Origin of the sequence: Morococcus cerebrosus (assembly GCF_022749515.1) — a bacterium.
GTDB lineage: Bacteria > Pseudomonadota > Gammaproteobacteria > Burkholderiales > Neisseriaceae > Neisseria > Neisseria cerebrosa.
In genome coordinates this window covers 1029588-1043501 of sequence record NZ_CP094242.1, presented here as the reverse complement: position 1 = coordinate 1043501, position 13914 = coordinate 1029588, and the positions used below count along the sequence as shown (strand labels likewise).

Genomic DNA, 13914 nt, shown 5'->3' with positions numbered 1-13914 from the left:
GGCCGCTTTCAGACGACCTTGGATTCGGATTTCAAGTGCAACACTAGGGTACCAGTGGTTGGAACAGATTTAAGAATAAAACACTTGGCGTTTCGTAGCCAAGTGTTTTTCTCGGCCGGTGGTTCAACTCATCTTGAACCCTGCGTATCTCCCGATCGCTGATGTTTCGGAAATCGGTTTGTTTGGGGAAATATTGCCGGATGAGTCCATTGGTGTTCTCATTCAGCCCTTTCTCCCAAGAATGGTAAGGGCGGCAAAAATAGGTTTTCGCCTTCAATGCTTTGGCTATTTTGGTGTGTTGGTAGAACTCTTTGCCGTTATCCATGGTGATGGTGTGGACTCTGGCTTTATATGCCTTTAATACCCTAATGGCCGCCCGGGCAGTGTCTTCGGCTTTTAAGTTCTTTAATTTGCAGATGATGGTGTAGCGGGTAGTGCGTTCGACCAAGGTCAATAACGCGCTTTTCTGATTTTTGCCGACGATGGTGTCGGCCTCCCAATCGCCGATGCGGGTTTTCTGGTCGACGATAGCAGGTCGGTTCTCTATGCCGACGCGGTTGGGCACTTTGCCTCTGGTCCATGTGCTGCCGTAGCGTTTGCGGTAGGGTTTGCTGCATATTCTGAGGTGTTGCCACAAAGTGCCGCCGTTGCTTTTGTCTTGGCGGAGGTAGCGGTAAATAGTGCTGTGATGGAGTGTGATCCCGTGGTGTTTATGCAGGTAGGCACATACTTGTTCGGGACTGAGTTTGCGGCGGATAAGGGTGTCGATGTGTTGAACCAGCTGCGAATCGAGCTTATAGGGTTTTCGCCGGTGCTGTTTGGTCAGCCGGCTTTGCTTCTGTGCTTTTTCGGCGCTGTATTGCTGTCCTTGGATGCAGTGCCGCTTGATTTCGCGGCTGATGGTGCTTTTGTGGCGGTTGAGCTGTTTGGCGATTTCGGCGATGGTGCAGTAGCGGGACAGGTATTGGATATGGTATCGTTCGTCTTGGGTCAGTTGTGTGTAGCCCATGGCAATCTTTCTTGCAGGAAAGGCCGTATGCTACCGCATACTGGCCTTTTTCTGTTATGGAAAGTTGCACTTCAAATGCGAATCCGCCGACCTTTACTTCATACGAACCTCAATCCTCTTTTTTCTCCAACGCGGCAAAGGCGGCCTTCATGGTCGGGTTTTTGCGCACTAATTTTTTGACGGTCAAATCGGTCGCTTTGTTGTTGGCGAGGCGCAGGTTGTTTTCGGAAGAGAGCAGGGCTTCTTTGGTTTTTTGCAGGTGGCTGATGGTTTTGTCGATTTCGTCGATGGCGGTTTGGAACTTGCGGCTGGCGAGTTCGTAATTGCGGGCGAAATCGGTTTTGAACTTGTCCAAGTCTTCTTCAAAGTGTGTGATGTCGATGTTTTGCGCGCGCATTTGTGCCAATTCTTGTTTGTATTTCAATGAATTGAGTGCAGCGTTGCGTAACAGGGAGACGATGGGGATGAAGAACTGCGGGCGCACGACGTACATTTTCGGGTAGGCGTAGGACACGTCGACGATGCCGTTGTTGTAGAGGTCGCTGTCGGCTTCCAAGAGTGAGACGAGTACGGCGTATTCGCAGTTTTTCTCTCTGCGGTCTTTGTCCAACTCTCTGAAAAAGTGTTCGTTTTTCTTTTTGGTGGCGGTTTCGTCGTTTTCGTTTTTCATCTCAAACATGATGGAGATGATTTCGTTGCCTTCTTCATCGGTTTCGCGGTAGATGTAGTCGCCTTTGCTGCCGGTTTTGGCGTCGTTGTCTTTGCCGAATACGGCTTGGGGAAAGGCGGTGGTGCGGATGCGGTTGAATTCGGTTTCGCAGTGCTGCTCTAGGCTTTCGCCTATCATTTTGGTGGACTGTCTGGCTTTGAAGTCTTTGTAGAAGGCGATGGTTTCGTCTTTTTGTTTGAGTTCGGCTTCGTATTTTTCGCGCAGGCTTTGTTTTTCCAACTGGTTTTCTTTGGATTGCAGCATGAGCTGCGTGTTCAAATTGCCCAATTCGCGCTCTTTTTCGGCAACAGCTTTGGTGATTTCCAGCTCTTTTTCCATGTTTTTCGCCGTTTCCAGCGATTTTGCCTGCGCTTTCAATTTGGCAATCAATTTATCCTGTTCGGCGATTTGCGCTTTCAGACGACCTTCGATTTCGGCGGCGGCGAGTTTGCTGTCTTTTTCGTAGGCGTTGATTTGGTTGGACAGGGCGGCGATTTCGTGGTTTTTGTCGGCTAGGATTTTGTCGAACTGATTTTGCGCCTGCGCTTGGGCAAGCTGCATATCGCTTTGAAACTGCATCTGCGCCTGTTGCAGGCGCTCGTGGATTTCGGTTTGAAATTCTTGGGTGCGGACTTGGTTCAGGATGTCGGCGTAACTGGCTTCGTTGACGGTAAACGCGGTGTGGCAGTGCGGGCATTTGATTTCGTGCATGGCGGGTTTCCCTTTTGTTTGAGAGTGGGATTTTAGCAGAAAGGTCGTCTGAAAACCCTTGCGGGTTTTCAGACGACCTCGTCGCTTTAAATTCAATCGCAAGCTACGTTGCCAACATCAAGACTGAAATCGTGAAACTCGTTGAGCGTGCTGCGGTGGCCGATGCTGATGATGATGCTCTGCGGCAGTTTTTGCTTTAAGGCGCGGTAGAGCAGGGCCTCGGTCGGTTCGTCCAAGGCGGCGGTGGCTTCGTCAAGCAGGATGACTTTGGGTTGCGAGAGCAGGGCGCGGACGAAGGCGATGCGTTGCAGTTCGCCCGGGGAGAGTTTGTGTTGCCAGTCGTCGGGTTTGTCTAATTTATCAACGAGATAACCTAAGCGGCAGGTGTTCATGGCGTCGGCTAGTTCGGGATGCTGTTTGTCGATGTCGGGGTAACAAATCGCGTCGCGCAGGCTGCCTTGTGCCGTGTACGGGCGTTGCGGCAGGAAGAGGATGTCTTGATGCGGCGGACGGCTGACTTTGCCGCTGCTGCCGAACGGCCAAAGCCCTGCCAGCGCGCGCAGCAGCGAGGTTTTGCCGCAACCGCTCGGGCCGCGTATCAGCAGGGAATCACCGCTTTTGAGGTTGACGTTGATGCCGCTCAACAGGATTTCGCCGTTGTGGCGGAACAGGACGACGTTTTCCAGCGAGAGGTCGTCTGAAACTTCGGTAATGTCGGGTTGCTGCGCGCTGTGTTGTTCTTCCGTACTCAGCAAAAAGCCGTACAGACGCTCCAATCGGGCGCGGTAGGCGGTGAATTTGTTGTAGAACAGCCGAAAGAAGGACAGGGCGTTTTGCAGTCGGGCGAAGGCTTGGACGGTCTGCTGGATGTCGCCGATTTTGATTTGTCCGGCAAACAGGCGCGGGGCTTGCAAAATAATGGGGAAGAGCTTGATTCCGTTGGTAAACATATCGTTAAAGCCGCTCAAGCAGACGCTTTGGCGGGCGATGCGCCAACGGTTGCGGATGATGGCTTTGAAGCGGTCGGCAAGCTGGTCGTGTTCGTGTTGTTCGCCGCTGTAAAACGCCACGCTTTCGGCGTGGTCGCGCACGCGGATGAGGGAATAACGATAGTCGCCGTTGAGTTTTTCGTTTTCATAGTTGTAACGAATCAGAGGGTTGCCTATCCACATGGCGATAAAGGTCGCCAAAATCACAAACATATAGACAAACCAAACGATACCGTGCGGAATGTCGAAGCCGAACACGGTCAGGATGCCCGCCAAGCCCCACAAAACAACGGCAAATTCCAGCGAGGTAACGACCGAATTGACCATGCCGCGCACAAATTCTATGGTTGAGGCGATGAAATCCTGCGCGTCTTGTTGGATACGCTGGTCGATGTTGTCCGGCGCATGGCGGCGCATTTGCAGGCGGTAGTAGTTTTTATCGGCAAGCCAGCGTGTCGTCAGCACTTCATTGAGCCGCTCCGACCATTTAATCGCCAAGCCTTGATCGAGAAAGTCGTTGACGACGTTGTTAAACGCCCGCACCAGCACCACGCCGGCGTTCATCGCTGCAAACATCCAAAACGCGGAGGCGTTCAAATCCTGCATCGAGTCGTAAAGCCCTTTGGACATGAAGGTACTCAATACATTCAGCCGCACTTCGGTCAGCAGCAGCGCAATCATCGCCGTAATCAGCAGCAATACTTTGACCGCGCTTTTCGGCGTCAGACACAGCCGCAGGATATAGGCAAACTCGCGCCCGAAGCGCGTTTCGCGTGCCAAAAACAGAATCACCGCCGAGGCGGCGGCGACCATCAATAAGGTCTGTAACAGCCAAGACGGCGTGGAATAAAGCTCGATTTGCCATTTTTGCATGTGCGTTGTCTCTTGAGGCAGGCAGCGGGCAGGGGTCGTTTGAAACCCTGATTCTCCGCTTAATAAAATAATTTACAATTACTATGGATAAAGTTTTGATTGATGTTGTATTTTTGTTTTTAAAAATAGTTATCATCAATTTTTATAGAAAAGCAGAATATTATCAAATATAATTCCGCAGCAAAATTACTTTGTGATTTTTAACGCTTATTGCAACAAAAATAACCCACCTCAGAGACAGAAGGAATCTATGAACAGCAAATTAGCCCTGATGCCGCTTTTGATTATGAGCGCATTTTCTTATGCCGCCGATGAAGCGACGCCCGAAGCCCCAGTGCAACAGCAGTTGCAGGAAGTCCATGTCCGCGCCGACGCCAAACGCGTCAAAGCCGCCCGCTCTTACTCCATCGCCAGCGACGGCGACTTGCGCGACCGCGTAAATTTGGGCGTATTGGGCAAAGCCAATGCCTTTACCGCGCCGATTACCGTCGTCAACTACGACGAACAAGCCCTTAACAACACCGAAGCGCGTACTTTGGTGGATGCCGTAGCAAAAAAAGACGCTTCCGTTTGGCAGTTTGGCGGAGAAAGCAACACGCTGACCGGCCTGTATTTCCGCGGTTATCAGCTTGATGCGCGCCAATTCAGCGTCAACGGTTTGGCAGGTATGTACGGCACGCAAGGCACGGCCAGCGTGCAAGTTGGCTCCGCGCAACTGATTAAAGGCGCGTCCACCGCCGTAAACGGCATGGACCCTGAAGGCGCGGTATCCGGTTCCGTCAATATCGAGACCAAAAAAGCCGCCGACGAAGGCAACCGTAAAATCGGTTTGGGCTGGTTCAGCAACAACCGCGCCCAAGGCACATTCGACTTGGGTCAACGCTTCGGCGAAAACAAAGAATTCGGCGTGCGCGCCAACGGCAAACTGCGCCACGGCGACACCCCGCGCCACGGTTACAGCGAAGACAATAAAGAATTTGCCTTGAATGCCGACTATCGCGGCGAAAAACTGCGCGTGGCGTTCGATTCCATCTACGCGAAACGCAAAACCAACGGCGGCCGCGCGCGTATGCAGGATATTCAAAACGCCAACGGCCGCTTGTTTGACGCGCCTGAAGGCAAAGTGAATCTGGCGCCGAGCTGGCAGGCTCAAAACACGCGCGGTCAGACCAATATGCTGACCTTCGAATGGGATGCGTTTGAAAATGCCCAAATTACAGGCGGTATCGGCTACAACAATGCGCGCTATTATGGTAATTTCGCCTCTCCTACCGTTACGAGCAGCGGTTTGACCTACAATTCAGGTCGCGCACGTTTGACCGACCAGCGTTTCAAAACGCTCAGTATGAATCTGACTGCACGTGGCGAATTTGAAACCGGTCCGGTAAGTCACAACTGGAGTGCCGCATTTGACCGTATCGACCGCAAACGCACCACTTATCAAGGCGCACGTCAAACACGAAGCAGTGTTATCGATCCGAGCCTTGATATTCCAACTCAATTGGCAAAATTGGATTCCAACTTAGGAACGGCATGGAGTGCAACGCCTTCAGTGGATACCGTGATCAAAGTAAATAGTTTGGCGGTATCTGACACGCTGGGTTTTGTCGACAACAAATACCGCCTCACTTTGGGCGGACGTTTCCAAGCCGTCGAGCAGAAAAACAAATTAAACGGCCGCAAAGCGGATGCGAGCCGTTTCAGCCCGATGTTGATGGCGGCATGGGTTCCGCAGCCTGACTTGGTGGTTTACGGCAACTATATGGAAGATTTGGAGCCGTCCGACATCCGTACCGATGATGACCATGTAACGATGGCAGATCCGCGCGTCAGCCGTCAGTTTGAAGTCGGCGTACGCAAAAACTGGGGCGATTTCGTAACGACGCTGAACGCATTCCAAATCAAACGTCCGGGTTACTGGCGCGGTAATACGACTTCAGGTACTGACTTCGCAATGCGCAAAAATGCAGGCTTGGCTTATAGCGGTTCCGAGCAAGGCATGGAACGCAGCCGCGGTATCGAGTTCAATACCTATGCCAATTTGTTGAACAAAACCCTGCGTCCGAGCTTTGGTTTGATGTATCTGCAATCGACCGTAAAAGATTACCCGAATTTCGCCGACAATCTTGTTAACGGCGTGCAAGTCGCCAACCCACGCGTGATTGCCAAAGCGGGCGTGGAATGGGACACCCCGTTTGCCAAAGGCTTGACCTTGAACGGCAACGTTTCGTACTTCGGCAAGTCTTACCAAGACACTCAAAAGCAATACGCCTTCCCATCCTATACCTTGGTTGACGTAGGCGCGCGCTACAAAACCAAACTGGGTAAAAACACCCTGACCGTCAGCAGCTCGGTAGAAAACCTGTTCAACAAAAACTACTGGCAGGTACAGCGCGGCCAATACGACCGCAGCTTCGCCGTCGTCGGCATGCCGCGTACTTACTGGCTGAAAGCGGAATTGGATTTCTAATATCCGGATAGACCAACCGGCAAAGACAAAGGTCGTCTGAAAACCCTGATTGGGGATTTTCAGACGACCTTTTATATCAAGGGATAAATAATCTGCTGTTGTTTCTATACTGATTTCAAGATTTATTAAACGAAAGTCGTCTGAAAGCCTTGATAGTTTTTCAGACGACCTCTCATTGTTTGGAACCAAACGCTTTCTCAAGCCTCCAAGTTTTTACGCCACAACACCAACAGCTTACCGATATGCTGAACCAGTTGCGCATCGACGGCTTCGCACAACGCATTGCAAATTTCAACGCGTTCGGCGCGGTCGTCGCCGAATACACGGACTTTGATTAACTCATGCGCCGTCAGAGCGGCATCGGTTTCTTTGATAACGGACTCGGTCAAACCTTGTTGTCCCACCATTACAACGGGATGAAGGTAGTGGGCGCGGGCTTTCAATTCCAAAATTTCTTTGGTGCTTAATTTATTGTCAGTCATGTTCTAATGCTTGAAAAGAAAGAATAATGCGGCATTGTACGCGATTTGGCGCAATCTCGGGGGAAAATAACGTACAATACGGCGTTTCTCTATATCATTAAATAAATTATGGCAGTACGTTCAAAATCATCAAAAGCCTGGCTTCACGAACACGTAAACGATCATTACGTCCACATGGCGCAAAAAGACGGTTATCGCGCCCGCGCTGCATATAAACTGCTGGAAATCAACGAAAAAGACAAATTAATCAAACCCGGCACGGTTTTGGCGGATTTAGGCAGCGCACCGGGAAGCTGGTCGCAAGTCGCGGCAAAACTGGTCGGCAATTCAGGACGAGTGTTCGCATTGGATATCCTGCCTATGGATGAAATAGAAGGTGTTTCTTTTATTCAGGGCGACTTCAGGGAAGACGAAGTATTGGCGCAATTTGAAACCCTGCTGGACGCCCGTCCGCTAGACCTTGTAATTTGCGATATGGCACCCAATATGTCGGGTAACGCCGTAACCGACCAAGCCCGCAGCTTTTATTTATGTGAACTGGCTTTGGACTTTGCCGTCAATCATTTGAAAACAGGCGGCAGCTTTTTGGTGAAAGTATTTCAGGGAGCGGGCTATCAGGAATATATGGCAGCCATGCGTGAAATCTTCGGAACGGTGCAGACGCGCAAGCCCGAGGCATCGCGCAATCGTTCCAGTGAGATTTATTTATTAGGAAAAAATAAACGCTGACAATACAAGCAGCGTGTTTTAAAATCTTTCTTTCGTTTATCTTTATATCATGGAGCCTGGCTAAGTGGGGAATACCTTTAAGTCAATTCTGCTCTGGGTTGCTTTGTGCGTCGGCTTGATGGCTGCGTTCAATGCTCTGACCAGCAAGCAGGAAAACAAGCAGCAAATCGAATACTCTCAATTTATCCAACAGGTAAACAACGGTGAAGTAGCCAATGTCAATATCGAAGGCTCAGTCGTCAGCGGTTATCTGATTAAAGGCGAGCGTACCGATAAAACCTCTTTCTTCACCAATGCGCCTTTGGACGATAATTTGGTTAAAACGCTTTTGGACAATAAAGTCCGCGTCAACGTTATCCCCGAAGAAAAACCAAGCATGCTCGCCAGCCTGTTTTACAGCCTGTTGCCGGTATTGCTGCTGATTGGCGCATGGTTTTATTTTATGCGTATGCAAAGCGGTGGCGGCGGTAAGGGGGGCGCATTCTCTTTCGGTAAAAGCCGTGCCCGTCTTCTGGACAAAGATGCCAACAAAGTTACCTTTGCCGATGTTGCCGGTTGCGATGAGGCAAAAGAGGAAGTGCAGGAAATCGTTGATTACCTGAAAGCTCCAAGCCGTTATCAAAGTTTGGGCGGACGCGTTCCGCGCGGTATCTTACTGGCAGGCAGCCCGGGTACCGGTAAAACTTTGTTGGCAAAAGCCATTGCAGGCGAAGCAGGCGTACCGTTCTTCAGCATCTCAGGTTCTGACTTTGTTGAAATGTTCGTCGGGGTCGGTGCAAGCCGCGTGCGCGATATGTTTGAACAAGCGAAGAAAAACGCCCCTTGTATCATTTTTATTGACGAAATCGACGCTGTCGGCCGTCAGCGCGGTGCCGGTTTGGGCGGTGGTAATGATGAGCGCGAACAAACCTTGAACCAGCTTTTGGTCGAGATGGACGGTTTTGAAAGTAATCAGACCGTTATCGTCATTGCCGCAACCAACCGTCCGGACGTATTAGATCCCGCCTTGCAACGTCCCGGCCGTTTCGACCGACAAGTGGTGGTTCCACTACCCGATATCCGTGGTCGTGAACAGATTTTGAAAGTACACGCAAAAAAAGTGCCTTTGGATGCATCTGTCGATTTGGGTTCTTTGGCCCGAGGTACTCCCGGTTTTTCCGGTGCGGATTTGGCTAACTTGGTTAATGAAGCCGCCCTGTTTGCAGGCCGTCGGAATAAAACCAAAGTTGATCAAAGCGATTTCGAAGATGCCAAAGACAAAATCTATATGGGTCCCGAACGCCGCAGCATGGTAATGCATGAAGACGAAAAACGTGCGACTGCCTACCATGAAGCTGGTCACGCGATTGTTGCCGAAAGCCTGCCATTTACTGACCCTGTCCACAAGGTGACCATTATGCCGCGCGGCCGTGCGCTTGGTTTGACTTGGCAGCTTCCAGAACGCGACCGTATTAGTATGTACAAAGACCAAATGCTGAGCCAGCTTTCCATCTTGTTCGGCGGTCGTATTGCCGAAGACATCTTCGTCGGCCGTATTTCCACCGGCGCGTCCAATGATTTCGAACGTGCTACGCAAATAGCGCGCGAAATGGTTACGCGCTATGGGATGAGCGATAAAATGGGCGTAATGGTTTATGCGGAGAATGAAGGCGAAGTGTTCTTGGGACGCAGCGTTACCCGTTCTCAAAACATTTCCGAAAAAACGCAACAAGATATTGATGCTGAAGTACGCCGTATTTTGGACGAGCAATATCAGGTGGCCTACAAAATCCTTGATGAAAACCGCGATAAAATGGAGACCATGTGCAAAGCCTTAATGGATTGGGAAACCATCGATCGTGATCAAGTGTTGGAAATTATGGCAGGCAAACAACCTAGCCCGCCTAAAGATTTCAGCCACAATATACGTCAGGATAATGCGGAACCATCCGAACCAGAGCCTAAACCTCAAACTGTTGCTCAGGAATCTGCTCCGATTGAGTCTTTTGAAGACTCGGCAAATAAATCATAAATATGGAAAACGGCAGCTTATTAAAGCTGCTGTTTTTATTTGATTATAAATGCGCCGACTGGCAATGAGGAGAAGTGCAGCGATTGGCTTTAAATGATATTGGATTAATTTCAAATCACGACAAGGCTAGGAAGCTACAAACAGTAAGCAAGCAAAGGTCGTCTGAAAACACTTATGTGTGTGTTTTCAGACGACCTTATATATTGCGCTCCATCAGGGGCGCATATTTTTAATTCTTTTTTCATTCCATTTACAGCCATTGTGCTAAGGATTCGGTATCCAAGTCCCATTGCCAGATGCCGTTATCCGTGCCGTCCAATCCGCGCAGGAAGAGGTATCGGATGGCGATTTTGGGTAACGGTTTGCCGCGCAGTTTGAAATAGCGGGCTACGGCGATGGCGTAGATGAGCGCTTGCAGGTAGTAGTGGTGGTCTGCTACGGCTTCGTTCATGGCTTGTTGCGTATAGGCTTCGGCGTTGTCGCCCAGATGGTTGGATTTGTAGTCGATGATGCATACGAGGTCGTCTGAATCTTGGCAGACCATGTCGATGAAGCCATTGAGAAAACCTTGTACGTCTTGGAAATCCAATCTTTCTGCGGCTTCGATACATTCCGGTGGCAGTGAGCTGTTTTCGCGGGCAAACCAGCGGCGAAGGTCATGGAGTTTGAAGTCTTCGGTGTAGAGGGTAAATCCCATTTCCGGAAGGCAGCGCTCGGGTGGGATTTCAGACAGGCTTTGTGCAACAAGGCGCGTTTTACGGCAGGTGTCGAGCATTTGTTTGACGGCATCTGTCCAGAGCGGGTCGAAGCCGTAGCGGGTCAAGGTTTCGGCTATCAGGCTGCTTTGGCTTTCGGCACTTTGGGCAAAGTCGAATTTTTCCAACATTTCATGCAAGCAGACGCCGGCGTTGGCGCCGCGAGGGAAATGGTGGATGTCGGTGTTTGTGAGGTCGTCCGAAACGGGGAGGGTGGTTTCAGACGACCTTTCTGTTTCGGCGGCGGTTTCTGCGGGGTCGAGTGCGGGTTGTAATTCTTCGCGTTCGTCGTCTCGGGTTTTGACTTGGCGGCTCAGGCCGGTAAAGCTGGTATGTCGGATGAACTGAAATCCGCGGGCGGGGATAACGGCGGCTTGATAGAGGTCGTCTGAAAGATGGCGGTTTTGCGCGGCAGTGGGTTGCGGCGCGTCTTCGGAAAAGCTGAAGTCGGTATGTTCGGGGGGATTGTTGAGGAAACGCAGCCAGTTGTTTTTCAGCATTTGCAGCTCGCCTAGGGCTTTGTTTGCTTTGCGTTCCTGGTCATAGGCCCGGCGGGTATCCGCCCGATTGCTGTCGGCGCTGCCTTCAAGCAAGTAGGCAAAAGGGGAATCGGCGGTATCGCCGCAATGGGCGGCATAAAGGACAAGCTGCTCTTCGGCACGGGTCAGCGCGACGTACAGCAGGCGCAGGCGTTCTGCCATTTCTTCGTCGGCAAGGTGGATGCGGTCTTCATCGTTGAGTTGCGATTTGGCAAGCAGTTCCGTAGTGTGGTCGGCAGTGTGGAGGATTTGCCAATCGGCGGGCTTCATGTCTTTCGCGTCCCAAACGAAAGGGCAATAGACCAAAGGATATTGCAAACCTTTGGAGGCATGCATGGTGACAATTTTGACCAGTGCTTCGTCGCTTTCAAGCCGTAACAGCCCTGATTCGCCGACAGATCGGTCTTGCGCCAGACTGATTTGGTCGTTGAGCCATTGATGTAGGGCAGCGGGACTGAGGCTTTGTCCTTCTTCTTCGGAGAGGCACTCTAAAAGCTGATGGAAATTAGTGAGGCCGCGCTCGTCACCTCGTGCAAGCAATCCGGTTTCGATGCCGTGCAACGAGGAGAAGTGTTGCAGCGCGGCATAAATCCCGCTTTTCCGCCAAATGGCGACGGATTCGGCGGCGGTGTTTATCCAGTTTAATAATTCGGCTTCGTTGCGGTTGAGTTGATACAGGGCTTGCGCGTCGTAGCCGAACAATGTGCCGGACAAGACGAAGCGCAGCGAGCCGATTTGTCCGGGATTTAGCCAATAATCCAACAGCGCGGCAAGGGCAAGGGCTTCCGGCGTGGTGAAAACCGATTCTCTTGAGAGCAAAACGCTTTGTATGCCGCGCGTTTTCAGTGCTTTTGCCACCATCACGCCTTCGTTAAACGTCCTGACCAAGACGGCAATATCGCCTGAAACGACCGGTCTGTCTTTGAATTTCAGACGACCCTCGGCAGCTTCGTTGAGCGTGTGGGCGATTTCGTCGGCGCAATATTCGGAGGCACGGCGGCGCAAGATGTCTTTGTTGAGCACTTCGTCGTCTTTGCCGTTGAGCCAGCGTATCTGTATGGCAGTTTGGGGCGGCGAAAGCCGGCTTTCGGAACGTGCGGCGCCGACTTCGGTATAGTCTATGCCGTCCAAGACGAAAGGGCGGTTTTTGCAGCGGAACAATGCGCCTATGCCGTTAATCAACTTGGCATGGCTGCGGTAATTGGTTGCCAGTGTGTAACTGTGTTGCGCGTCGGCTGCGGCTTGCAGATAGGCGTAAATGTCGGCGCCTCGAAAGCTGTAAATGGCTTGTTTCGGGTCGCCGACTAGGAATAAAGGCTTGTTTTGGCTGATGAAGATTTTTCGGAAAATCTCGTATTGCAGCGGGTCGGTGTCTTGAAATTCGTCAATCAAGGCGATGCGCCAGTTTTGCGCCACCGCCTGAGCCAATGAATCTGCCTGCGGGTTGTCGGTCAATGCGTCATAAACATCAAGCAGCAAATCGTCGAAACCGCGTTCGCGCTTGGTTTTTTTCTGTTCGCTCAGACTGGCATTAAGATGGTCGAGCAGGTCGAGGTGGAGCAGGGTAAGCGTCTCTTCTTCGGCTTGCGCAATGGCAGCCGAGTCTGCGCCGAGATTCGCCAATATCTGCAAATCAGCAAAGGCGGCAGCATCGGGAGTGTTGCCTTTTTTGACCTTGGACGCTAAAGCTTCTACGGCAAACATGGGCAGCTTTTCTGCCGTCGTTTTGCTAAAAGAAGGAAGGGCATCGGATTGAGAGGCGGATTGGAGTTCGAGAAAGACGGTTTTGAATGTTTTTTCACGATATGAGTTGCCATCTAATATCGGACGGATGCGCCAGAATGTTGCTTCTAAAGCGTCCAGTTTGGAACGCACTTTTTCCCATGTTTTCCGAAAGTTTTCCTGCGCGGCGACTAGGTCTGCTTCGGGTCGTCTGAAAACCAAATACGGACGGCTGACGAACTTTTGTATTGCCGCCAGCATGGTTTGCGGCGTTTGGCGGCGTTGAAATACCAGCTTCGCCAAAACGGGATGATTGACGATGCGGTCGCGCCAAAAATCTTGAGCGGGAATCAGCAGGCGGTCGCGGTTGTCTTCGGTCAGCTCGACATCCATAGGCGCACGGCACAAAAACGCATAATCGCGCAAAATGCGTTGGCAGAAGCCGTGAATGGTATAAATCGCGGCGTTGTCGAATTGTCCGATGGCGGCCTTGAGGCGGACAATCAGCCGCGTCCGACTTTCTTGAGCCAATGCTTGTTTGAGCAAACCGGTCAGAAACACATCGCCCGGATGATTGTCTTGGCAGTATGCTTCAAGGTCGTCTGAAAGATTGTCCGTATCCTCCACGCTCTCCAAAGCCTGCAATACTTCGTCCAAACGTGCGCGCAAACGGGTTTTCAATTCCGCCGTTGCCGCCTTGGTAAAAGTAACGGTCAAAATGCTTTCGACAGGCATCTGCTCAAGCACGACCAAACGCGTGAACAAAGCCGCAATGCCGTAGGTTTTGCCCGTGCCGGCAGAAGCTTCAATCAGATTGGTACCTGCTATAGGGATGCTTAGGGGATCGAAGGCTGGAATGGTGATTGACATGATAAAAGAAGGAGAGGTTAAGGAACAACAGGATATGGAGATAAC

Annotated in this window: 8 protein-coding genes; 3 read left to right on the top strand and 5 right to left on the bottom strand. The window is 51.2% G+C overall.

The annotated features are described in order from the left end of the window. Nucleotides 1–43: 43 nt before the first annotated feature. The 3 genes from MON37_RS04805 to MON37_RS04795 all read right to left on the bottom strand — a co-directional run bounded on the left by MON37_RS04805 (nt 44) and on the right by MON37_RS04795 (nt 4291). Nucleotides 44–1009 (bottom strand): IS30 family transposase, encoded by a 966-nt coding sequence (locus MON37_RS04805; protein WP_242883790.1) that lies wholly within the window; start codon nt 1007–1009, stop codon nt 44–46. Nucleotides 1010–1118: 109 nt separating this feature from the next. After that, nucleotides 1119–2429: a DUF2130 domain-containing protein gene (locus MON37_RS04800; protein WP_039409918.1), complete on the bottom strand. Its 1311-nt coding sequence runs from the start codon at nt 2427–2429 to the stop codon at nt 1119–1121. 92 nt (nt 2430–2521) lie between these two features. Beyond that, on the bottom strand, nt 2522–4291 hold the full coding sequence (locus tag MON37_RS04795; protein ID WP_039409915.1) for an ABC transporter ATP-binding protein/permease: 1770 nt from the start codon (nt 4289–4291) through the stop codon (nt 2522–2524). A 250-nt stretch (nt 4292–4541) separates the two neighbouring features. On the opposite strand from MON37_RS04795, the gene MON37_RS04790 reads away from it, so the two are divergent. Further along, the gene (locus MON37_RS04790) at nt 4542–6761 is read left to right on the top strand and encodes a TonB-dependent receptor (protein WP_039409912.1); all 2220 of its coding nucleotides are present in this window, start codon (nt 4542–4544) and stop codon (nt 6759–6761) included. Nucleotides 6762–6958: 197 nt separating this feature from the next. Here MON37_RS04790 and yhbY read toward each other — a convergent pair whose 3' ends face one another. Then, entirely contained in the window at nt 6959–7243 is a 285-nt protein-coding gene (gene yhbY, locus MON37_RS04785) for a ribosome assembly RNA-binding protein YhbY (RefSeq protein WP_039409909.1), read from the bottom strand. 108 nt (nt 7244–7351) lie between these two features. On the opposite strand from yhbY, the gene MON37_RS04780 reads away from it, so the two are divergent. Both MON37_RS04780 and ftsH read left to right on the top strand, forming a co-directional pair. Further along, on the top strand, nt 7352–7972 hold the full coding sequence (locus MON37_RS04780) for an RlmE family RNA methyltransferase (protein ID WP_003762741.1): 621 nt from the start codon (nt 7352–7354) through the stop codon (nt 7970–7972). Between the two features lie 64 nt (nt 7973–8036). After that, nucleotides 8037–9983: an ATP-dependent zinc metalloprotease FtsH gene (ftsH, locus tag MON37_RS04775; RefSeq protein ID WP_039409906.1), complete on the top strand. Its 1947-nt coding sequence runs from the start codon at nt 8037–8039 to the stop codon at nt 9981–9983. 250 nt (nt 9984–10233) lie between these two features. On the opposite strand, the gene recB is transcribed toward ftsH, so the two are convergent. Beyond that, nucleotides 10234–13869, bottom strand: coding sequence for an exodeoxyribonuclease V subunit beta (recB, locus tag MON37_RS04770; protein ID WP_039409903.1), 3636 nt, complete (start codon nt 13867–13869; stop codon nt 10234–10236). Nucleotides 13870–13914: the final 45 nt, after the last annotated feature.

Coding starts and splice junctions, on each gene's coding strand:
- MON37_RS04805 (WP_242883790.1), bottom strand. CDS start 1,009: ATGGGCTACACACAACTGACCCAAGACGAACGATACCATATCCAATAC.
- MON37_RS04800 (WP_039409918.1), bottom strand. CDS start 2,429: ATGCACGAAATCAAATGCCCGCACTGCCACACCGCGTTTACCGTCAAC.
- MON37_RS04795 (WP_039409915.1), bottom strand. CDS start 4,291: ATGCAAAAATGGCAAATCGAGCTTTATTCCACGCCGTCTTGGCTGTTA.
- MON37_RS04790 (WP_039409912.1), top strand. CDS start 4,542: ATGAACAGCAAATTAGCCCTGATGCCGCTTTTGATTATGAGCGCATTT.
- yhbY (WP_039409909.1), bottom strand. CDS start 7,243: ATGACTGACAATAAATTAAGCACCAAAGAAATTTTGGAATTGAAAGCC.
- MON37_RS04780 (WP_003762741.1), top strand. CDS start 7,352: ATGGCAGTACGTTCAAAATCATCAAAAGCCTGGCTTCACGAACACGTA.
- recB (WP_039409903.1), bottom strand. CDS start 13,869: ATGTCAATCACCATTCCAGCCTTCGATCCCCTAAGCATCCCTATAGCA.